Below are 22,149 nucleotides of genomic sequence, written 5' to 3'. Positions count from 1 at the left end.
CGTATATAAGCAGTCAAAATGTGTAGTCAAAGTGATAATGTTGTACAAATGAATACGATAAAAAGTGGGAAACCCTCTCCGTTGGGGTGTTCAAAACAAACGGAAGAAGGGCAAGACGGCTATAACTTCGCGCTTTTTTCTCAAGCTGCGCGACGAGTTGAGTTGTGTTTGTTCAGCGAAGGGCAAGAGCGACGGGTTGATTTACAGCCAAGTGATGATGGGATTTGGCATATTTGGTTGAGCGATGTGTCTGTTGGGACAGAATATGCTTATCGAATTTCGGGTAAAACTGACCGCACTTTAGCGAACCCGAATAAGTTGATGCTTGATCCCTATGCTAAAGCGGTTGTGGGCAAACCGGATCTGAGTACAGCGGAAAAACGTGCTTGGTTTGATCTTAATGACCCTCGAGATAACGCACATCTTGCGCCGAAGGCAGTTATTATAGATGAGGCTTTTGATTGGCAAGGAGATAAGCCACTACGAACCCCTTGGGCACAAACAGTGATTTATGAAATGCATGTCAAAGGCTTTAGCCAACTACGTGAAGATTTACCTGAAGCCTTGCGAGGGACTTATGCGGGTTTAGCACATCCTAATATGATTGCGTATTTGCAAGATTTAGGCGTGACAGCAGTCGAGCTATTACCAGTTCAATATCAATCGGATGAAGTGCATTTACAAGAAAAAGGTTTAGCCAATTATTGGGGGTATAACCCATTAGCGATGTTTGCGCTAGAACCTCGTTATAGCTCACAGCACAGCAGTATGGGAGCATTGCATGAGTTTAAAACGATGGTTAAAGCATTACATCAAGCGGGTATCGAAGTAATTTTGGATGTCGTGTTTAACCATACGGCTGAGTCAGAAAAGTATTTCCCGACATTCAGTCAGCGCGGCATTGATGATGAAACTTACTATTGGCAAGACGCACAAGGACATTATCACAATTGGACGGGCTGCGGTAATACACTTAATTTGTCACAGCCGATCACGCGTCGTTGGGTGCTAGATTGTTTATGCTATTGGGTTGAGGCTTGCCATGTAGACGGTTTTCGTTTTGATTTAGGTTCAGTACTTGGGCGTGAGGGAGAAGGGGGCTTTAACCCACAAGCACAATTATTTGCCGATATTCAAGCAGAACCTCGCTTACAAGGCTGCAAATTGATTGCTGAACCTTGGGATATTGGTGATTTTGGCTATCAAATGGGTAACTTCCCCGCTTATTTTGCTGAATGGAATGATCGTTTTCGTGATGATGTGACGCGTTTTTGGTTGTGGAAGAGTGGTGAAAGTGGTGCATTTGCACAACGTTTAGCGGGGTCAAGTGATTTATTCCAACAAACCCGCCAAGTACACAATTCGATTAATTTCATTACCGCACATGACGGTTTTACTTTACGTGATTTAGTCAGTTATAACGAGAAACACAATTGGGCAAATGGTGAAAATAACCGAGATGGGCGTAATCACAATTACAGTTATAACCACGGTGTTGAAGGGATCGACAATGTGCCAAGTGCGGTAGAAAATGGGCGTCTTTTAAGTAGCATTGCCTTATTGATGAATTTACTCTTGGCAAATGGCACGCCGATGCTCCTTGCGGGGGACGAATTTGGCAATTCTCAGTTTGGTAATAATAATGCCTATTGCCAAGATAATGAAATTGCTTGGCTTAAATGGCAAGATTTTAATCCTGTATTATTTAATGCGACTAAGCAAACGATTGCATTGCGAAAACAAATAGCGAGTTTACAACAAGACTGTTGGTGGTCTGAGGTAAATGTGCAATGGCTCAATACAAAAGGGGAGCCAATGACAATCGCGGATTGGCATAATCAAGAAAGCAAAGCCTTACAAGTGCTTTTAGATAACAAATGGCTTTTTTTGATTAATGCGAAACAAAAATTACAAACTTTTTCGTTACCAGAAGGTGATTGGGAAGTTATGTATTGTGCAACAAACTTAACCACTCAAGGCGGTTTTATCGAGTTGGATGATGTCACTTTTGGTGTGTTGCAACAGTTAAATAAGTAGTAATTATATGTAAACAATAATAAGGGTTGTTGATATGAGGTTGTGCAACGTTACCCAATAATGGAGGTCATTATGAATAGTAGCATTGTAAAATTGCCTAATAAATATGAGTTAGTGAAAGATACGTTAGTCTTAATTCTGGCAGGGGGTCGGGGGTCTCGCCTGTATGAGTTGACGGATAAACGTGCAAAACCAGCACTGTATTTCGGGGGGAATCGTCGGATTATCGATTTTGCATTATCAAATTGCTTAAATTCAGGTTTAAACCGCATTGGTGTCGTGACACAATATGCGGCGCATTCTTTGCTACGTCATTTACAAAACGGTTGGTCATTCTTACCCGCTGAGCGCGGCGAATTTATTGATATGTTACCTGCGCGTCAGCAGATTGATGATTCAACGTGGTACCGTGGTACGGCCGATGCGGTTTATCAAAATATGGCGATCATTCGTGATCATTACTGCCCTAAATATATCCTGATTTTGGCTGGGGATCATATTTACAAACAAGATTATAGCCAAATGTTATTGGATCACATTCATAGTGGCGCAAAATGTACAGTCGGTTGTATTGAAGTTGAACGTGAAAAAGCCACGGAATTTGGTGTGATGGCAGTGAATGAAAACTTAAAAGTGAAGTCATTTGTGGAAAAACCAAAAGATCCACCAGCGATGGTTGGCAAACCAAACACTTCACTCGCCTCCATGGGGATTTATGTGTTTGATGCGGATTATCTATATGATGTGTTAGAACGTGAAGTCAGTTCACCTTATACCTCACATGACTTTGGTAAAGATATTTTACCAAAAGCATTAGAAGAAGGCGTATTGTATGCGCATCCATTTAGCCGTTCGTGCATGGGACGCAACACTGAAGGGGAAATTTACTGGCGTGATGTAGGGACATTAGACAGTTTCTGGCAATCGAATATTGACTTAGTGTGTGAAAATCCACAGTTAGATATTTATGACCAAAGTTGGCCAATTCGTGGGAACCCAGTACAAACCTATCCATCAAAATTCTTCTATAAGAAAGAAAATGCGCGTCCAGTGGATAATTCCTTGATTTCTGGTGGTTGCGTGATTACAGATGCATCTATTAGTTATTCCGTCTTATTTGACCGGATTAAAATTAATGAAGGTTCTCAAATTGATCACTGCGTCGTGTTACCACAAGTGACGATTGGTAAAAACTGTAAATTAAAACGTTGTATCATTGATCGCCATTCTGTGATTCCAGATGGCATGGAAATTGGCGTGGATTTAGAACTTGATCGTCAACGTTTTAGAGTCAGCTCTGGTGGTGTTGTATTGGTGACACCATCCATGTTAAAGAAGCTTAATGGTGAAGAAGTGGCGTCAGAAGCCCATCTTGATTAATTAAGTATGGCATCCAAGAAAATACGGTGTTTTGTCGTACGCCGTATTTTCTTTTGCAATATCTTCAAAGGAATAAAAAATGAAAGTATTACATGCTTGCTCGGAGTTATACCCCTTGTTAAAAACCGGTGGGTTGGCAGATGTGATGGGCGCATTACCTTTTGCACAAAAAGAGATTGGAATTGACGCACGTATTGTCTTACCGGCATATCCTGCAATTAAGGCGGGCATTCCTGAGACGACTGTTGTCAGTGAATTTGATAATTTTGCAGGGCATATTGTGTTGCGTTATGGTGAATATAAAGGTCTTGGTGTGTATTTAATTGATGCGCCTCATTTATATCAACGTGAAGGCAATCCTTACCATGATCAATGGTATAACGATTATGCCGATAACTATAAACGTTTTGCATTATTAGGCTGGGTCGCAGCGGAATTAGCCACGGGATTAGACAGTTGGTGGCATGCGGATGTGGTGCATGCACATGACTGGCATGCCGGATTAGCCAGTGCTTATTTGTTTAATAAAGGTCGCCCTGCTAAATCTGTTTTCACGATTCATAATTTAGCCTATCAAGGACAATTTGCTTATCACCATTTAGTTGAAATTGGTTTACCTGCTGGCATGTTCCATGTGGATGGATTGGAATTGCACGGTCAGATTTCTTACTTAAAAGCAGGACTTTATTATTCTGATGCGGTGACTGCAGTGAGCCCAACTTATGCAAAAGAAATCACTACGCCTGAATTTGGGTATGGCTTACAAGGGCTATTAACCACATTAAATTCACAAGGGAAATTGGTTGGGATTTTAAATGGTGTGGATGATCAAATCTGGCATCCAAATCATGATGCGTACATTGAGCATCATTACAAATTAAAAGCCATGACGGGTAAACGTAAAAACAAAGAAGCATTGCAAGCTTACTTTAACTTACCACAAGAGCCGGACGCGTTATTATTTGTGATGGTGACACGTTTAACAGAGCAAAAGGGTGTGGATCTGTTAATTGACAGTGCCGAAGAAATTGTAAAACAGGGTGGGCAATTAACAATTTTAGGTTCAGGATCGCCGCATTTAGAAGCCGGTATTTTGCATTTAGCCCAGCAATATCCACACCAAATTGCGGTGAAAATTGGCTATGATGAAGCCTTATCTCATTTAATGATTGCAGGTGGTGACGTCATTTTAGTGCCAAGTCGTTTTGAGCCTTGTGGCTTAACACAGTTATACGGTTTGAAATATGGCACATTACCGTTAGTCAGAGCTACCGGTGGTTTGGCGGATACGGTGGTAAATGCGACAGTAGAAAACATCAAGTCACGACTAGCGACAGGATTTGTGTTTGAGCAAGCAAACCGTGAGGCACTACGCCAAGCCTTAGTGAATGCTTTTGCATTATGGCAAAAACAGCGCCTTTGGTTTACGGTGCGTAGCGTCGCGATGGAACAAGATTTTAGCTGGCAAATTTCAGCGACGGGTTATCATGCCCTATATCAACGTCTTTTATCGTTCAACTAGTATAGATTGAAGTGTGTAAATTTTTGGTCTGTTGTTATTTTTTTGATAAAAAACTGTTGCATTTTTAGTCAAAAATGACTAAATTGCACCGTTTTCTAAAATAATTAGGAGTGTAAAATAAATTATGATTATGGATAACTTTGATTCACCTTTTCTCTATAATCGCCCTGAAATTACTGTTGACTCGTTGAAAAAAAGTATTGTTTATAAATTGATTTTTTCAATTGGTCGATCACCGAAAGAAGCCAGTCAACGTGATTGGTTGAATGCCACTTTATATGCGGTACGTGATTTTGTGACAGAAGGTTGGATTACGACGGCACGTCAATCAAGAAGTGAAGAAACCCGTCGTGTTTATTATCTGTCAATGGAGTTTTTAATTGGTCGTACGCTGTCTAATGCGATGCTCGCAGAAGGCGTTTATGACGTCGCGAAGCAAGCCTTATCTGAACTTAACGTCAACTTAGAAGATGTATTAGAAAAAGAAGTTGATCCGGGTTTAGGTAATGGGGGATTAGGGCGTTTAGCGGCTTGTTTTATGGACTCTATCGCGACCTTAGCTTTACCTGGTGTAGGATACGGTATTCGTTATGAATACGGTATGTTTAAGCAAGAAATCGAAGATGGTCACCAAGTGGAAAAGCCGGATGCTTGGCTAGATAAAGGCGCCGCATGGGAGTTTATTCGTCCTTCGAAACGTCATACTGTTCGTTTTGGTGGCGGCATTCATTTTGAAGGTAAAAAATGTATTTGGACGAGCAAAGAAGAAGTTGAAGCCTTAGCGTATGACCAAATGATTCCGGGGTATGCGAATGATTCAGCCGCAACACTACGTTTATGGAGTGCTTATGCGGGGGATCGTTTTGATCTAGCAGATTTTAATAAAGGCGATTATTTTGCCGCGGTACAAGACCGTACTTTAAGTAAAAATATCTCGCGTGTATTGTATCCTGATGATTCGACTTGGAGTGGACGTGAATTGCGTTTGCGTCAAGAATATTTCTTAGTTTCTGCGTCGTTACAAGACATTATCTATCGCCATAAGCGTATTCATAACACGATGGAAAACTTTGCAGATAAAGTAGCAATTCACTTAAATGATACTCACCCTGCCTTAGCGATTCCGGAATTAATGGTGATTTTAATTGACCAAGAAGGTTACGAATGGAAGAAAGCATGGGACATTACTCGTCGCGTGTTCTCTTATACCTGCCATACGTTAATGTCAGAAGCGTTGGAAACATGGCCTGTCGAAATGATGGCACATATTTTACCTCGTCATTTACAAATGATTTTTGAGATCAATGATTACTTCCTAGAGTATGTCAGAACCTATGTTTCAACTGATGCGGAATTTATTCGTCGTGTCTCCTTAATTGAAGAAGGCGATCACCGTAAAGTGCGTATGGGCTGGTTATCTGTGGTAGGGTCGAATAAAGTGAATGGGGTGGCGGCAATTCACTCTGAATTAATGGTTACTTCAACCTTTGCGGATTTTGCCCGTATTTATCCAGAACGCTTTACTAACGTGACCAATGGGATTACACCACGTCGTTGGATTGGTGTCGCTAACCCAGAATTATCAGCACTCTTTGATCGATACATTGGTAAAGAATGGCGCCGTGATTTAAGTCAATTAACCTTATTAAAAGACAAAGTGCAAGATCCTGAACTGAAAAAATCCATTGCGCAAATCAAATATAATAACAAAGTCAAACTCGCCAATTACATCAAAAATGAGTTAGGTGTGGAAGTTGATCCAAATGCCTTATTTGATGTGCAAGTGAAACGTATTCATGAGTACAAACGTCAAATTTTAAACGTCTTGCATATTATTGCCCGCTATAACGCGATGTTAGAAAACCCAGAGAAAGATTGGGTACCTCGTGTCTTTATTTTGGCGGGGAAAGCCGCGTCTGCGTATTATGCTGCAAAACAAACCATTAATTTAATTAATGATGTAGCGAATATCATTAATCACGATGAACGCTTACAAGGTCGTTTAAAGGTGGTGTTTATTCCTAACTATAGTGTTAGTTTGGCGGAGTTGATTATTCCAGCGGCAGACATTTCAGAACAAATTTCATTAGCGGGTACTGAAGCGTCAGGGACAAGTAACATGAAATTTGCCTTAAATGGTGCACTCACGATTGGTACATTAGATGGGGCAAACGTTGAAATTTTAGATAATGTGGGTCAAGACCATATCTTTATCTTTGGTAATACGGTTGAGGAAGTGGAAGCGTTACGTCATCACGGATACCGTCCATTTGACTATTATCAAAATGATGAAGAATTGCGTAAAGTAGTTGATCAAATTGTTTCAGGTCGTTTCTCACCAACGGATGCGAACCGTTATCACCAGTTGTTGCAGTCATTACAATACCATGATTACTATCAGGCATTTGCGGATTTCCGTAGTTATGTGGATATGCAACAAAACGTAGATGCGAAATACCAAGATCAAAACGCGTGGATTGACAGTACTTTGCAGAATATTGTCAATATGAGCTATTTCTCTTCAGACCGCACTATCTTGGAATATGCTGAAAAAATCTGGAAGATTAAGCCTGTAAAATAAAATATCTGTTGAAATAAAAAGTGCGGTAAAAAATTTGAAAATTTTACCGCACTTTTTTTGTAGCGAATCAGGTTAGTTTTATTGAGACAATTTGACTTCTTCTAGCCAGCGAGAAAGAATGCGTTTTGCTTCTTTGCTAGAGCCAAATTTTTCAAAATCAAACTTCATTAAGTTTAATTGTTCTGGATTTACTGCACTAGGGAGCACTGTTGCATATTTGTTCGTTGGAATTTGATATGGGGCGCGGCGAATCCAGTTAAGCTCTTGTCCTTCCTTGCTGAGCGCCCAATCCATAAATAGTTTCGCATTATCTAGGTTTCTTGCTCCTTTAATAATACTAATTCCACCCAGTGTATAGCTATCGCCATCGCAGACTGGGATTGATTTTAATGGGGCACCTTTTGCTTTTTCTACTTCAAAAGTATGTAAAAAGCCAACACTTACACTGCTATCGCCTCTCGCTAAATTACTTGTCACTAGACCACTTTTCACATACTGTGAGATATTTTTATTCAGTTTTTTGAGGAAGTCGAAGGCTTTTTCTTCTCCCCATAATTGAATAAGTGTGGCGATGAATGCGTAACCAGTGCCTGAACTTTGTGGATCGGGCAGCTGTACTTCTCCTTTTAAGCGAGGATCAAGTAAATCATGCCAACATTTGGGTGTCTCAAGACCAAGTTGTTTGAGTTTTGCAGTATTTACACCAAGACCTAATACTAACATATAACCAAAAGAAGTATAGTCACCATATTTATTGATTAAATCTTTAAACTGTACTAATACTTCAGTCTGTTTGGGAGAACGATATTTTTCTAATAACCCTAAATCACGAGCCTGCAAATGTGGTTCGAGAGTGCCGCCATACCAGATATCTGCTTGTGGATTATCTTTCTCCGCTTTAATTTTGCCGAGAGTGACTCCCGTACTTGCGCGAACAAATTTTGTATTAATATTGTATTGCTGTGAGAAACGTTGAACAACTTCTTCACAAGCATCGTTTTGAAGCGTGCAATAAATATTCAGGTGATTTGCAGCGTGGAGAGAATGAGGGATAAGAAAGAGGGTACTTAACCCACAGTTTTTTAGAAAAGAAGGTTTTATTTTTTCCATAAAATACTATTCCATTAGTGGTAAAACTTACTTGCTTCCTAAAAGCAAGTCATCTTAACAAAGTTAATTCAATATTTCCAATTTAAAATCAAATAGATAGGTTTTTTATTACACAGTTAAGACAGAATATTTATACACTGAAATAAATAATGACTAGAGATAAAATAGATAAAAAGTGCGGTAAAAACTAAACGATTTTCACCGCACTTTGTTGAGAAAAGAAAAGCCACAGTAACAAGACTGTGGCTTTTTGTTTTGACTTAACCCGTATTACGCATACCGGCTGCGACACCGGTAATGGTGATCATTAACGCTTGTTCCACATCTGGATTTGGATTGTCAGGATTACGTCTTAACCGGCGTAAAAGTTCCACTTGTAACAAATTGAGCGGATCAGTATACACATTACGTAATGCAATAGATTCTGCAATCCAAGGTAAATCGGACATTAATTGATCTTCGTGAGAAAGAGATAAGACCGTTTGAATGTCCTGTTTTAATTGCTCACGCAAAGATTCGCCTAAATACCAGAGTGCGGGGTCAACCAAGTGTTGATCATAATGTTCAGAAAGCCAAGTATCCGTTTTACTAAAGACCATTTCTAACATTCCAATACGCGTGGAGAAAAATGGCCACGTTTTACACATGTCTTCAATAACAGTTTTTTGTCCTTTTTCAATCGCTTGACGAAGAGAGGCGCCAGCCCCTAACCAAGCGGGTAACATCAAGCGGTTTTGCATCCAGGCGAAAATCCATGGAATAGCGCGTAAGCTTTCTACACCGCCATTTGGATTACGTTTAGCGGGGCGCGAGCCTAAAGGTAATTTGGATAATTCTTGTTCTGGCGTCGCTGCACGAAAATAAGGCACGAAATCTTTTTCACCCCGTACGACATCACGGTAAATCTGGCAAGAGATAGTGGACAGCTCATCCATCACTGTCCGCCATTGTGCTTTAGGTTCTGGTGGGGGAAGGAGATTGGCTTCTAAAATTGCACTGGCATATAAGCCCAAACTTTCTACGGCAACGGCGGGTAAACCTAATTTAAAACGAATCATTTCCCCTTGCTCTGTGACTCGTAATCCATTTTTTAATGAGCGAGGCGGCTGTGAAAGTAAGGCCGCATGGGCTGGTGCCCCACCGCGTCCAATGGTACCGCCACGACCATGGAATAAAGTGAGTTCAATATTGCATTTATCGCAGAGGTTGACCAAGGCTTCTTGTGCACAGTATTGTGCCCAAGAGGCCGCCATCATCCCCGCATCTTTGGCAGAATCCGAATAACCAATCATCACCATTTGTTTATTATTGATGACACCACGGTACCAACCAATATTGAAGAGTTCGGACATGACTTGTTCTGAGGCGCGAAGATCATCTAAGGTTTCAAACAACGGCACCACAGGGAGATGGTAAGGCACGCCAGATTCTTTCAGTAATAAATGTACAGCAAGCACATCTGAGGCAGTTTTTGCCATAGAAATAATGTAACAAGAAATTACCCCTTCAGGCTGTTCAGCAATGACACGACAGGTATCCAACACTTCTTGCGTTGCGGCAGAAGGTTGCCATTCTCTTGGTAATAATGGACGACGTGAACTCAGTTCTTTGATTAAAAAGGCTTGTTTATCACTCTCACTCCATTGCGCATAATCGCCTAAACCGATATAGCGTGTGATTTCCGCAATCGCTTCTGCATGACGGGTACTTTCTTGACGAATATCTAAGCGAGAAAGTGTTACGCCAAAGCAACGAATACGGCGTAAACAATCGAGTAATAATCCGTTAGCAATGATGCGCATGCCACAGGCTTGTAAAGATTGATAGCAATCATAAAGCGGTTCCCAAAGTTGTGCATCTTGCGTAATGATGTCTTCTTCAGCAACACGTGGTGTACGGTTAGCTAAGAGATCATCGTAATAGGCTAGTGTTGCAGTAAGCTTGCTCCGTAATGCTTTTACAACAGTGCGGTAAGGTTCTACATGTGAACCGTATTTGGCTTGGAATTCAGGGGTACATTTTACTACCGAAAGTTCATCAGACAGGGCTTGAATGTCGGTTAAAAAGAGATCGGCAGCTTTCCAACGGGCTAAGCGCAATACCTGACGGGTTACTTCAGCGGTGACAAAAGGATTCCCGTCACGATCGCCTCCCATCCAAGAGGAAAAACGAATTGGATTGAGTTCAACGGGTAAATGAAAACCAAAATATTCGACCGCACTGGTATTTAAATGGCGCAGAAATTCAGGCACCGCCTGCCATAAACTGTTTTCTATGACGGCAAATCCCCATTTTGCTTCTTCAAAGGGGGTAGGACGTTGGGTACGAATTTCGTTGGTATGCCAAGCTTGTGCGATCAACTGTAATAAACGGCGTTCAATGGCTTTACGCTCAGCGTCGGTTAAATCAGTATGTTCTAATTTACTTAAACATTTATTAATTTCGACATGTTTATGGACTAGGGAACGACGCGTTACTTCAGTGGGATGGGCCGTTAAGACCAGTTCAATTAATAATTTTTGCACGGTTTCCATGACGTTTTCTTTGGGCACCTGTTGCGCTTTTAAGCGTTTAAAAAGGGCTGAAATAGAACGCTCAGAGGCAACATGATCGTGGTGGTGACGAGAAATCGTCTGATATTGTTCAGCAATATTGGTTAGATTGAGGAATTGGCTAAATGCGCGAGCCACAGGGATAATGTTTTCGTTAGAGATAGTCGCTAAGGTGTTTAATAACGCATTACGTGCTTGATCATCCCCATGGCGGGAGTTACGTGAAAGGACACGGATGTTTTCAATTAACTCCAGAATGTCACTACCTTGTGCATCACTAATGGTTTCGCCTAAAAAACGTCCTAACATGCTGATATTATTACGCATAGTAGAATACTGCTGAATCATAAAAAGCCTCTCTGAATAATCCTCGATTTCAACGAATGAAAGGTAAAATACCTCGACTAAGCAAGATATAAACAAAAATACTTTGAAAGATCAATGATAATTAATTCATAAAATAAAAAAATGGAAATAAGTGGATTTCTTTTGTTTTTAATCAATTTTTTAGATTTTTTATTGAATATTTTTTAATGAATGGCGTCAAATATTAATGCCCTTATATTGTGAAAAAATAAGGGCATTATGGAGGTTAAAGGCGAGATTTGACTGATTTACGGATGACAAGTTCAGGATGCATTTCGATGACGGCACGCTCTTCAGATTTTTCATTAATGCGTTCGAATAATAAAGTCACCGCACGAGCACCTAAACGGGATTTTGATTGGTGTATGGTGGTTAAAGGCGGGGAGTAAAAGCGTGAAGCGTGAATATTATCATAACCAATAATTGAAATATCTTCTGGCACACGTAAACCTTTTTCACCGATTGCGGAAATTGCCCCTAACGCCATGACATCATTACAGCAAAAGACAGCCGTCGGGAGAGTGTCTTGTGCCAAGATTTTATTCATGCACTCATAACCATCCTCAGGCTCAAAGAATCCCTCCATCACCCAATCAGGGTTAATCTTTAGCCCTGCTTCATTCATCGCTTTAATGAAACCTTCATAGCGTGTTTTGGCTGTCGTTTTCGTAAGCTCACCTGCAATAATACCGATATCTTTATGCCCGTGATCAATTAAATATTTTGTGGCAAGATAACCGCCCTCAAAACTGTGATCTTGAATGATATCAGTATGTTTATTGTCTGGTCCCCAGTCCATCACGACCAGTGGCAAAGAGGTGAAATTCGCTAATAAATCGAGTGAATCTTGAGTATATTCTGCACACATGACTAAGATGCCATCGACGCGTTTTTTAATCAGCATTTCAAGGTGGTTTTTAATTTTTTCCACGTTATTTTGTGTATTACATAAAAACAGTGAGTAACCTTGGCGATAGCAATGTTCTTCCACCGCGTGAATGATTTCTGCAAAATAAGGGGCTTCACTACTGGTGACAATCATGCCAATCGATTTTGTCGTATTGACTTTTAAGCTACGTGCGACCGCACTAGGGGAATAGTTGAGTTCTTGAATTGCTTGCAATACCAGTTTTTCTGTTTCAGCTGCAACAAAGCGGGTTTTATTAATTACATGCGAAACTGTGGTGGTGGACACTCCAGCCATTTTTGCGACATCTTTAATTGTTGCCATAATTCTTTTTCTCCATACAAATGGATTTCATTATAAAGAGTGAATGACAATTGGTTAAGTAATAGATGAGAAATATTTGTCTAACATCACAATTTTCATTTTTAAATGTTGAAAGAGACTTCTATTTCATATCGGTTTATTGATAGAATGGAACTCTATTTGATTAATCCGTAGAGGTAACAATGAGTGAATTTGGTTATGCAATGATGACAGTTGCTTTGGCGCTAGGTTTAATTGTTGTATTGGCGTTCTCAATTTTTTAAGACTAAACAAAATAAAAATAACGAAAGATCGAGGCATAATCGCCTCGGTCTTTTTTATTTGAGTATTGCTTGAAGTGCGGATTTTAATTCAGGGTAATCAAAGACAAATCCTTGAGCGAGAAGTTTTTCGGGCACAATTTTTTGGCTATCTAAAAGTAACTGTGTGCGTTCGCCGAGGAAAAAGCGGAGAAGCAATTCAGGTACAGTGGCAAATGCAGGTCGCTTAAGGATGTTCGCTAAGGTGTTGTTGAATTCAACATGACGAACTGGATTAGGGGAAACCAAATTAAAGGCGCCCTGACATTGGTGATTTTCTAATAAAAATAAAATGCCCTTCACCATGTCGTCGAGTGCGATCCATGCCCAATATTGCTTGCCAGAACCTAACTTTCCCCCAAGACCTAAACGATAGAGGGGAAGCATTTTAGCTAAAGCCCCGCCTGTTTTACTCAGGACAATCCCCGTACGCAATAAACAAACTCGTGTTTTGGCGCATAACGCTTCTGATTCCCAACGTTGGCATAGTTGGCTTGGAAATGTATCTGTTGCTGGCGCGTTTTCCGTGATGATTTCTTCTGCGTTATGTCCATAATAACCAGTGGCTGAGCCTGAAATAAAGGTATGCGGTGGGGTGCGACTGGCATTGATTCGTTGTACTAACTGTGCCGTTAAATTGACGCGGCTTTCTACTAAACGTTGTTTTTGTTGGGCTGTCCAACGTTTTTCAAAAATAGGTTCGCCAGCGAGATTAATAACCGCATCGAAGGTATCTAGCGTTGTATATTGTGCAAGAGAAGAAATGAGTGTGACAGAAGCAGGTAACTTCTGTTTGGCGGCTTTAGGATCTCGAACCAATGCGGTGACCCCATGTGCGTGTTTGATGAGTTGCGAAGTTAGGTGGGAGCCAATTAATCCTGTTGCACCGGTAATTAAAATATTCATGTTAAGCCCCCACTATCATTGTGTTATATACTGCTTTCAAATAAATTTCGGATACTTTTGATTAAATCTGCAATATTGGCATCTAAAGTGGGGGTGACAAAAATCGTATCATCACCTGCGATTGTTCCTAAGATGCCGTCGGCTTTACCAATCGAGTCGAGCAGTCGCGCAATTAATTGGGCGGCACCAGGCGTCGTTCTTATCACGACAACAAAATGGTTGTGATCAATGTCTAGAACTAAATTTTTCAGTGGGCTTTTGGTATTTGGTACACTGAGTTCATTTGGCAAGCAATAAACCATTTCCATGCGGGTATTGCGTGTTCTGACCGCGCCAAATTTGGTTAACATTCGTGAGACTTTCGATTGGTTAATCTGTGTAAAACCAAGCTCTTGTAAGGCTTGTACAATCTCGCTTTGTGAGCCAAATCGTTCCTGGGCAAGAAGCTCTTTAAAGGCATTGAGTAAGTTATCTTGTTTCTCGTAATTCATAGTGGGGGTTCCTTTCACCAGATAATGCAATGATCTTGCATAAATTTGCATAAATATGCAAATGAATTCCGCCATCTTGTTTTGTTTTTATGCAAATAAGAGGCTTTTTTTGTGAAAATTTGAGTTAGATCTCACTATTGCATTTCTTTATTTGAAATTGGTTGTGGTTCATTCTAAAATCATAGGTATTTAGTTTATTAACCCATAAGGAGTAGCAAATGAAAGTTGCAGTTCTAGGTGCCGCAGGTGGTATTGGTCAAGCGTTAGCATTATTATTGAAATTACAATTACCCGCCGGTTCAGAGTTATCATTATATGATATTGCCCCCGTGACACCAGGTGTTGCTGCGGATGTCAGCCATATTCCAACAGCTGTAAAAGTGCAAGGATTTGCCGGTGAAGATCCAACACCTGCATTACAAGGGGCTGATGTAGTATTAATTTCTGCAGGTGTTGCACGTAAACCGGGTATGGATCGTTCTGATTTATTTAATATTAATGCCGGTATCGTGCGTAACTTAATTGAGAAAGTTGCGCAAGTTTGTCCAAAAGCTTGTGTGGGGATTATTACTAATCCAGTGAATACGACAGTAGCAATTGCGGCTGAAGTATTGAAAAAAGCGGGTGTTTACGATAAGCGTAAATTATTCGGTGTAACCACATTAGATATTATTCGTTCTGAAACCTTTGTGTCAGAATTGAAAAATTTAGAGCCAGCGCGTACGACAGTGCCTGTGATTGGTGGGCATTCTGGTGTCACCATTCTTCCATTACTTTCTCAAGTCCAATACGCAGAGTGGAATGAAGCGGAAATTGCACCATTAACAAAACGTATTCAAAATGCGGGTACCGAAGTGGTCGAAGCAAAAGCGGGTGGCGGTTCAGCAACGTTATCCATGGCACAAGCCGCAGCACGTTTTGCACTTTCTTTAGTTAAAGGCTTAAATGGGGAAAATGTAGTTGAATGTACTTATGTGGAAGGTGATGGCAAATATGCCCGTTTCTTTGCTCAGCCTGTTCGTTTAGGTAAAGAAGGCGTTGAAGAAATTCTACCATTAGGGTCATTGAGTGCATTTGAACAACACGCATTAGATGCAATGCTAGAAACATTACGTGCGGATATTGAATTAGGCGAGAAATTTGTCAATCAATAATCTGTGACAGGAAAAAGTGATTTCTAAAGAGTATCGAGATTTATTGATACTCTTTTTTTATCACAGCTAAGCCGAAATCATTTTTACTTTTTTATCTTAAAAGCGTGAATTAGTTCACATTATTGAAAATACCCATTTGCTAACTAAGGTTTATTTTCGTATTCTGTGTCTAGCTAAAAATAAGTGCTATAAAAAATAGCCGACATATTTTGCTTTCCGAGTAGTGCCTTGTTTCAAGGCACTTTTTTTTGTTTCAAAAAAAGCTGATATTTCTATCAGCTTTTGTGATTGCCTTCGATGATTACATCTTATCAACAGTCTTAATACCCAACAAATCGAGTCCTTGTTTTAAGGTTTTTTCTGTTAATAATGCCAGTTTTAAGCGACTGCGTTTAATTTGTTCATCTTCATTATTCAGAATTGGGCAGTGTTCATAGAATGAAGAAAAGACACCTGCTAATTCATATAAATAGGTACACAACACATGAGGTGTGCCTTCTTTGGCAACAATTTGGATTGCTTCTTCAAATTGCAACAATTTAATCGCCAATAAGCGCTCTTTTTCATTGCTGAGCACAACAGGACTTTCGCTAAGATCCTGTTCATTTAGTTCACTACGATTGAAGATAGAGCGAATACGGGTATAGGCATATTGCATATACGGTGCGGTATTCCCTTCAAAGCTGAGCATATTATCCCAATCAAACACATAATCTGTGGTTCGATTTTTAGAGAGGTCAGCATATTTGACAGAACCAATCGCAACCGCTTCAATGACCGCCGCTTTTTCTTGTGCGGAAAGTGCGGTGCTTTTTTCCTGAATTAATTGGGTGGCTCGTTCAACTGCTTCGTCGAGTAAATCTGCCAGTTTTACCGTTCCCCCAGTACGCGTTTTGAAAGGCTTTCCGTCTTTGCCTAACATCATCCCAAAGTTTTTATGTTCTAATTGGAAGCTGTCTGGCACATAACCTGCTTTACGTGTGATTAACCAAGCCTGTTGCATATGTTGGCTTTGACGTGTATCTGAAAATACCAGTGCGCGATCCGCTTTTAACGTTTCATAGCGGTATTTGGCTGCCGCAATATCTGTGGTGGTGTACAGAAATCCGCCATCTTTTTTCTGGACAATCACCCCCATTGGTTCCCCTTCTTTATTTTTAAACTCATCAAGGTAAACCACGAATGCCCCTTCGTCTTCAACAGCAAGACCTTGTTGTTTCAGATCCGCGACGATATCGGACAACATGGGATTGTATAAACTTTCTCCCATGACATCCTTTTCGGTCAATGTGACATTTAAGCGGTCATAATTGTGTTGATTCTGTTGCATGGTGATATCAACTAATTTTTTCCACATAGTGCGACAATATTCATCACCACTTTGTAATTTCACCACATAGTTACGCGCTTTTTCCGCAAAAACGGGGTCCGAGTCATAATGTTCTTTCGCCGCACGATAGAAGGCTTCTAAATCGCTCAGTTCCATTTCACTGGCACTTTCATTTTCAACTTTTTCTAGGTAAGCAATCAACATACCGAATTGGGTTCCCCAGTCACCCACATGGTTAGCACGAATCACTTTATTACCTAAAAATTCGAGTGTTCGTACGACAGCATCACCAATGATAGTGGAGCGTAAGTGACCCACATGCATTTCTTTGGCAACATTTGGTGAGGAATAATCGGCAACAACGGTTTGTGTTTCTGTGGCTTGGATACCGAGTTTGTCATCGTTGACGGCAAGGCTGATTTGTTCAGCTAACCAATTTTTATCTAAGAAAAGATTAATAAAACCAGGACCCGCGATTTCGATTTTTTCAGCTATTTCGCTTAAATCAAGTTGTTCGATAACTTGTTGTGCGAATTCACGCGGATTACGTCCAAGCTTTTTCGCTGCCGCCATAATGCCATTAGCTTGATAGTCACCAAATTGTACTTTTGCTGATTGGCGAACTAAAGCATCAGATTGGGTATCTGCACCGCTAGCAATCATGGCTTGTTGAATTTTATGAGATAAAATAGATTGAATATTCACCGTTTTATACCTAAGAATAACAATTAATAAAATAATCGGTTATGATACCGTTCTTTCCTTATTCAGAAAAGATAAAGCGAGAAAAAATGATAACTTTTAATCCTTCACATGATTTATGCAATCAATATGCTGAACATTTCGTACAATTTCGTACCTTTGAACACAATATTCAGCAATTGGCAGAAATCATGCACTTAGATCTTTCTCAATATGAAATCGATCACATTGCATTGCGTGTTAACACGGAACAAAGTGCAAAATATTGGCTGACACTCTTATTAAAATACGGTACAATTTTGTCCGATAATCTGGTGAATGGACGGATTATTTATTTGATCAAGTTAGATAGCCCCTTGCTGTTTTTGGGACAATCTATTGATGTTATTGAATTACCTTTTCCTAAAAATAAGAGTTATCCCGTTGAAGGATGGGAACATATTGAAATTGTGATGCCATTTTTGCCACATGAAACGGTAGAGAAATGGGTCGCGCGGATCAATCATACATTTTTATGGGAACTATCGGATAATTTAAACGTCAAATTGAGTGAACCTCGAGTGGAAGGCGAACAATTACTTAATCCATCGATTGCCGTCAGCTTTGTGGATAAGCAACACAATCCTACTTGTATTAAAGTTCACCCTTATCACATAAAAAAAATTATTGAGGCCGAGTAAAATGAAGAAAGCAGCGGTATTAGCAGTGGTATTAAGTTTAGGATTAGCAGGCTGTAGTAAAAATTATAATGACCAATATCATGGTAATGGTTATCGTGCAGAAATCCTATTTAGTGAATACAATGGCGAAAATTTAACCTTAACTGTGCGTAAAAATAATTGCGAACATGAAGATGGTCCAATTGAAACAATACAAATTGGACATAAATACGATTCAACTTTGGTTGTCGGTGCTTGTGTTCGAGTACTTGACAATAATGAAGGATTAAAGAACATTTCTACCTTTAATCCAAGATCACCTTTATAATAATTCTATTTTTAAAGTAGGAGTTCTATGAAAAAAGTAACATTTGCCTTAGCTATTTTAATGAGTTTAGGCTTAGCAGGTTGCGCTAATACCGACATTTACAGTGGTAATGTGTACGAAGGTAATCAAGCAAAAGAAGTACGTTCAATTTCTTATGGTACGATTGTTTCTAGTCGTCCTGTCAAAATTCAAGCTGATAGCCAAGGAGTTCTTGGTGGCTTTGGTGGCGGTGCGCTAGGGGGTATCGTAGGTTCTGGTATCGGTGGTGGTACTGGTCAAATGATTGCAACGACAGTTGGAGCAATTGCTGGTGCAGTTATTGGCGCGAAAGCGGAAGAAAAATTGAACCAAGTAGATTCTTTAGAATTAGTGATCAAAAAAGACAACGGACAAGAAATCGTTGTTGTACAAAAATATGATCAAAGCTTAGTTCCAGGTGCGCGTGTGCGTATCGTAGGTGGTTCTAAAGTGAATGTATCTGTGATTCATTAAGATTTCTTTTATTCATGAAAAGGCTTTCAGTAACTTAACTGAAGGCCTTTTTCTTTTACTCTTAGAAACAGATTATTGGCAATATTTCTATAATTTCTTTCACAATACATGTTAGAATTATTCGATTTTTTATTTCGTTTTTGTTAATTCAGTAAGGTTAAGGAATGAAACCCACAATTATCAGTAAATTAGAAAGTTTGAAAGAGCGCCACGAGGAGCTAGAAGCATTATTGGGTGAGGCTTCTGTTATCAGTGATCAAGATAAATTTCGAGCTTACTCAAAAGAATATGCACAATTAGAAGATGTGGTGAAATGTTTTGCTCGTTGGAATCAATTAAACAGTAATATGGAAGAAGCGCAACTTTTACTCGATGATCCTAGCATGAAAGAAATGGCGCAAGAAGAAATTGAAGCATGTAAAACAGAAATCGAACAAGTTGAACAACAATTACAAATTTTATTGCTGCCAAAAGATCCAAATGATGAATATAACTGCTATCTAGAAATTCGTGCTGGAACAGGTGGGGATGAAGCCGGGATTTTTGCTGGCGATTTATTCCGTATGTATAGCCGTTATGCAGAAAGTAAACGTTGGAAAGTAGAAGTATTAAGTGCCAATGAAAGTGAGCAGGGTGGTTATAAAGAAATTATTGTGAAGGTCAATGGTGAAGGCGTTTATGGGCAATTAAAATTTGAGTCAGGTGGTCACCGTGTTCAGCGTGTCCCTAAGACCGAATCACAAGGCCGCATTCATACCTCTGCTTGTACCGTTGCCGTGATGCCAGAGTTACCTGAGTCTGAGTTACCAGAAATCAATCCATCTGATTTACGTATTGATACTTACCGTTCTTCAGGGGCGGGTGGTCAGCACGTAAATACCACAGATTCGGCGGTGCGTATTACTCATATTCCAACGGGAATTGTGGTCGAGTGTCAAGATGAGCGTTCGCAGCATAAAAACAAAGCGAAAGCCATGTCTGTATTAGCTTCACGTATTGTTCAGGCGGAAAAAGAACGTCAAGAGCAAGCTCAAGCGGATACCCGTCGTAATTTATTGGGTTCTGGTGACCGATCAGACAAAATCCGCACCTACAACTATCCACAAGGTCGTGTGACAGATCACCGTATTAACTTAACGGTTTACCGTTTAGATGAAGTGATGAATGGTAAAATTGATGAATTAATTCAACCGATTATTACCGAATATCAAGCAGATCAACTTGCTGCCTTGTCAGAGCAAGCCTAATAGATATTAAAGCGAAATCTGTAGGTGATGGATATAAACACATTCAAATGATTAAATAATGACGTATCAAGAATGGCGACAATTCGCTGAACATGTATTGATGAAAAATAAGGAGAACGATCCTTTTTTAGATGTAAAAAGTGAGAGTGTTCTCTTATTACAAACCGTCACTAAACGTTCAAAAGCGAATATTCTCGCTTTTTCAGAAACAGTGCTAACGGAAGTAGAATTACAGCAGTTAGCACAACTTTTAATGCGTCGTGCTAAAGGTGAGCCGATTGCCTATATTCTCGGGGAAAAAGCATTTTGGTCATTGTCATTGAAAGTATCAGAACACACGTTGATTCCTCGTCCAGATACTGAAGTTTTAGTTGAGCATGCGTTAGACTTCGCAAAACAACGAGTGACTTCAGCGCACGTTTCCGGCGAACTTTCAATACTTGATTTAGGTACAGGAACGGGGGCAATTGCATTAGCCTTAGCGGCAGAATTGACGCCGTTAACGCAAAAGTGCGGTATCAATTTAAATATTTTGGGTGTTGATCGTATTGCTGAAGCGGTCGCTTTAGCAAAAGACAATGCCAAGCAAAATGACTTAAAAGTTAACTTTTTACAAAGTGTGTGGTTTGATGCACTTAATCCAGAGATTCGCTTTGATTTGATTGTCAGTAACCCCCCTTACATTGATAAAAACGATCCGCATTTGACACAAGGTGATGTCCGTTTTGAGCCTTTATCTGCCTTAGTCGCCGCGGAAGAGGGGTATGCCGATATCCGCCATATTATTGAACAAGCTCCTTTGTTTTTAAAGCCACAAGGGGTGTTATTACTCGAACATGGCTGGCAACAAGCTGAAAAAGTGCGGTCAATTTTTCAAAAAAATTTATGGCATAAAGTTGCGACGCTAAAAGATTATAGTGGGAATGAAAGGGTAACCTTAGGTTGTTGGAGGTGAGTAGAATGAACTATGTGAAAAAAGCCCTATATGATGAAATGTTGAGTTTTTACCATACAACACTCGGTATGGAACATGAAGATCGGTTACGTCTTCGTGGGCAGATAGGCCATTTAGTCCGTGTAGCAAGAAAAGAAATTCCAGATACCTTGGAAACTAAAGCGAAAATTCATCTTCTTTTGCAGCTATTTTATGGCGAGTGGGGATTTCATTGTGATCCAGAGTCGTATTTTTTATCGTCCAATTTATACCTCAATGATGTTTTAGAAACACGTCGCGGTATGCCGGTGAGCCTGGGCGCAATTTTGTTATATATTGCAGATAAGCTCAATTTACCGCTTTACCCTGTCAATTTCCCAACCCAATTAGTGATTCGTGCGGAAGTAGAAGGAGAAGTTGCCTTTATTAACCCGTGGGATGGGCAATATATTTCGCAAGCGTTATTACATAAATGGTACGAAGGAGCGATGGGATTTGGTATGACATTGACACCCGCTGAATTAGCGATTGCGAATGTGGGCGATTTACTAGGGCGTTTCCGTCAACTTGCCAAGAATGCGTTAATTCGGGAAGAAAAAAATGATGAAGCCTTTTGTTATATTGCACGTTTAATTCATTATAATCCTGAAGATCCTTATGAAATTCGTGATAGAGGATTGGTTTTAGCGCAAATGGGCTGCTACCATGTGGCAACAGAGGATTTTCAGTATTTTATCGATCAATGCCCTCAGGACCCAACCGCGCTTTTACTGAAAAATCAGTTAGAAGAGTTAAAACAAGATACTTATCCTATACATTAAGAAGGAA

At 40.0% G+C, this 22,149-nt stretch carries 17 protein-coding genes; 11 read left to right on the top strand and 6 right to left on the bottom strand.

The window, feature by feature from the left end; genetic code table 11:
• Positions 1–18: 18 nt before the first annotated feature.
• The 4 genes from glgX (at position 19) to KPF51_RS04835 (ending at position 7,520) form a co-directional block, all read left to right on the top strand.
• Positions 19–2,037 carry a glycogen debranching protein GlgX gene (gene glgX / locus KPF51_RS04850; RefSeq protein WP_061406005.1) on the top strand — a complete coding sequence of 673 codons (2,019 nt, stop codon included), beginning with the start codon at positions 19–21 and terminating at the stop codon, positions 2,035–2,037.
• A 72-nt stretch (positions 2,038–2,109) separates the two neighbouring features.
• Positions 2,110–3,417: a glucose-1-phosphate adenylyltransferase gene (gene glgC, locus KPF51_RS04845; protein WP_005722006.1), complete on the top strand. Its 1,308-nt coding sequence runs from the start codon at positions 2,110–2,112 to the stop codon at positions 3,415–3,417.
• A gap of 79 nt (positions 3,418–3,496) precedes the next feature.
• A complete protein-coding gene (gene glgA, locus KPF51_RS04840) occupies positions 3,497–4,939 on the top strand; it encodes a glycogen synthase GlgA (protein WP_046333160.1) in 1,443 nt (480 codons plus the stop codon).
• Between the two features lie 124 nt (positions 4,940–5,063).
• On the top strand, positions 5,064–7,520 hold the full coding sequence (locus KPF51_RS04835; protein WP_061406006.1) for a glycogen/starch/alpha-glucan phosphorylase: 2,457 nt from the start codon (positions 5,064–5,066) through the stop codon (positions 7,518–7,520).
• 78 nt (positions 7,521–7,598) lie between these two features.
• Here KPF51_RS04835 and KPF51_RS04830 read toward each other — a convergent pair whose 3' ends face one another.
• The 5 genes from KPF51_RS04830 to argR all read right to left on the bottom strand — a co-directional run bounded on the left by KPF51_RS04830 (position 7,599) and on the right by argR (position 14,475).
• Positions 7,599–8,630, bottom strand: a complete 1,032-nt coding sequence (locus KPF51_RS04830; RefSeq protein WP_064661119.1) for an ABC transporter substrate-binding protein — start codon at positions 8,628–8,630, stop codon at positions 7,599–7,601.
• A 260-nt stretch (positions 8,631–8,890) separates the two neighbouring features.
• Positions 8,891–11,530: a phosphoenolpyruvate carboxylase gene (ppc, locus tag KPF51_RS04825; RefSeq protein WP_005726336.1), complete on the bottom strand. Its 2,640-nt coding sequence runs from the start codon at positions 11,528–11,530 to the stop codon at positions 8,891–8,893.
• A 244-nt stretch (positions 11,531–11,774) separates the two neighbouring features.
• Complete coding sequence (gene purR, locus KPF51_RS04820) at positions 11,775–12,779, bottom strand: HTH-type transcriptional repressor PurR (RefSeq protein WP_005722015.1); 1,005 nt, start codon at positions 12,777–12,779, stop codon at positions 11,775–11,777.
• 317 nt (positions 12,780–13,096) lie between these two features.
• Positions 13,097–13,984, bottom strand: a complete 888-nt coding sequence (locus KPF51_RS04815) for a TIGR01777 family oxidoreductase (RefSeq protein ID WP_005726337.1) — start codon at positions 13,982–13,984, stop codon at positions 13,097–13,099.
• A gap of 23 nt (positions 13,985–14,007) precedes the next feature.
• Positions 14,008–14,475 carry a transcriptional regulator ArgR gene (argR, locus tag KPF51_RS04810; RefSeq protein ID WP_005726338.1) on the bottom strand — a complete coding sequence of 156 codons (468 nt, stop codon included), beginning with the start codon at positions 14,473–14,475 and terminating at the stop codon, positions 14,008–14,010.
• Between the two features lie 218 nt (positions 14,476–14,693).
• Between argR and mdh the strand changes: the two genes are divergently transcribed.
• On the top strand, positions 14,694–15,629 hold the full coding sequence (gene mdh, locus KPF51_RS04805; RefSeq protein WP_005726340.1) for a malate dehydrogenase: 936 nt from the start codon (positions 14,694–14,696) through the stop codon (positions 15,627–15,629).
• Positions 15,630–15,930: 301 nt separating this feature from the next.
• On the opposite strand, the gene argS is transcribed toward mdh, so the two are convergent.
• Positions 15,931–17,664, bottom strand: coding sequence for an arginine--tRNA ligase (gene argS, locus KPF51_RS04800; protein ID WP_005756456.1), 1,734 nt, complete (start codon positions 17,662–17,664; stop codon positions 15,931–15,933).
• 86 nt (positions 17,665–17,750) lie between these two features.
• Between argS and KPF51_RS04795 the strand changes: the two genes are divergently transcribed.
• From KPF51_RS04795 to KPF51_RS04770, 6 genes are all read left to right on the top strand, one after another.
• On the top strand, positions 17,751–18,341 hold the full coding sequence (locus tag KPF51_RS04795) for a VOC family protein (protein WP_005722027.1): 591 nt from the start codon (positions 17,751–17,753) through the stop codon (positions 18,339–18,341).
• A 1-nt stretch (position 18,342) separates the two neighbouring features.
• Complete coding sequence (locus KPF51_RS04790; RefSeq protein WP_005751421.1) at positions 18,343–18,648, top strand: hypothetical protein; 306 nt, start codon at positions 18,343–18,345, stop codon at positions 18,646–18,648.
• 27 nt (positions 18,649–18,675) lie between these two features.
• Positions 18,676–19,140: a glycine zipper 2TM domain-containing protein gene (locus KPF51_RS04785; protein ID WP_005751422.1), complete on the top strand. Its 465-nt coding sequence runs from the start codon at positions 18,676–18,678 to the stop codon at positions 19,138–19,140.
• Between the two features lie 164 nt (positions 19,141–19,304).
• Complete coding sequence (gene prfA, locus KPF51_RS04780) at positions 19,305–20,387, top strand: peptide chain release factor 1 (protein WP_005751423.1); 1,083 nt, start codon at positions 19,305–19,307, stop codon at positions 20,385–20,387.
• A 58-nt stretch (positions 20,388–20,445) separates the two neighbouring features.
• On the top strand, positions 20,446–21,342 hold the full coding sequence (prmC, locus tag KPF51_RS04775) for a peptide chain release factor N(5)-glutamine methyltransferase (protein ID WP_061406049.1): 897 nt from the start codon (positions 20,446–20,448) through the stop codon (positions 21,340–21,342).
• Positions 21,343–21,347: 5 nt separating this feature from the next.
• Positions 21,348–22,142 carry a SirB1 family protein gene (locus KPF51_RS04770; RefSeq protein WP_005722041.1) on the top strand — a complete coding sequence of 265 codons (795 nt, stop codon included), beginning with the start codon at positions 21,348–21,350 and terminating at the stop codon, positions 22,140–22,142.
• The last annotated feature ends 7 nt before the right edge of the window (positions 22,143–22,149 follow it).

It is taken from the genome of Pasteurella sp. XG20, assembly GCF_018968665.1.
Lineage (GTDB): Bacteria > Pseudomonadota > Gammaproteobacteria > Enterobacterales > Pasteurellaceae > Pasteurella > Pasteurella multocida.
This window is presented reverse-complemented; position numbering and strand designations above follow the sequence as displayed.

Coding starts and splice junctions, on each gene's coding strand:
- KPF51_RS04795 (WP_005722027.1), top strand. CDS start 17,751: ATGATAACTTTTAATCCTTCACATGATTTATGCAATCAATATGCTGAA.
- purR (WP_005722015.1), bottom strand. CDS start 12,779: ATGGCAACAATTAAAGATGTCGCAAAAATGGCTGGAGTGTCCACCACC.
- glgX (WP_061406005.1), top strand. CDS start 19: ATGTGTAGTCAAAGTGATAATGTTGTACAAATGAATACGATAAAAAGT.
- prfA (WP_005751423.1), top strand. CDS start 19,305: ATGAAACCCACAATTATCAGTAAATTAGAAAGTTTGAAAGAGCGCCAC.
- glgA (WP_046333160.1), top strand. CDS start 3,497: ATGAAAGTATTACATGCTTGCTCGGAGTTATACCCCTTGTTAAAAACC.
- KPF51_RS04835 (WP_061406006.1), top strand. CDS start 5,064: ATGATTATGGATAACTTTGATTCACCTTTTCTCTATAATCGCCCTGAA.
- KPF51_RS04815 (WP_005726337.1), bottom strand. CDS start 13,984: ATGAATATTTTAATTACCGGTGCAACAGGATTAATTGGCTCCCACCTA.
- ppc (WP_005726336.1), bottom strand. CDS start 11,530: ATGATTCAGCAGTATTCTACTATGCGTAATAATATCAGCATGTTAGGA.
- KPF51_RS04790 (WP_005751421.1), top strand. CDS start 18,343: ATGAAGAAAGCAGCGGTATTAGCAGTGGTATTAAGTTTAGGATTAGCA.
- prmC (WP_061406049.1), top strand. CDS start 20,446: ATGACGTATCAAGAATGGCGACAATTCGCTGAACATGTATTGATGAAA.
- KPF51_RS04830 (WP_064661119.1), bottom strand. CDS start 8,630: ATGGAAAAAATAAAACCTTCTTTTCTAAAAAACTGTGGGTTAAGTACC.
- glgC (WP_005722006.1), top strand. CDS start 2,110: ATGAATAGTAGCATTGTAAAATTGCCTAATAAATATGAGTTAGTGAAA.
- KPF51_RS04785 (WP_005751422.1), top strand. CDS start 18,676: ATGAAAAAAGTAACATTTGCCTTAGCTATTTTAATGAGTTTAGGCTTA.
- KPF51_RS04770 (WP_005722041.1), top strand. CDS start 21,348: ATGAACTATGTGAAAAAAGCCCTATATGATGAAATGTTGAGTTTTTAC.
- mdh (WP_005726340.1), top strand. CDS start 14,694: ATGAAAGTTGCAGTTCTAGGTGCCGCAGGTGGTATTGGTCAAGCGTTA.
- argR (WP_005726338.1), bottom strand. CDS start 14,475: ATGAATTACGAGAAACAAGATAACTTACTCAATGCCTTTAAAGAGCTT.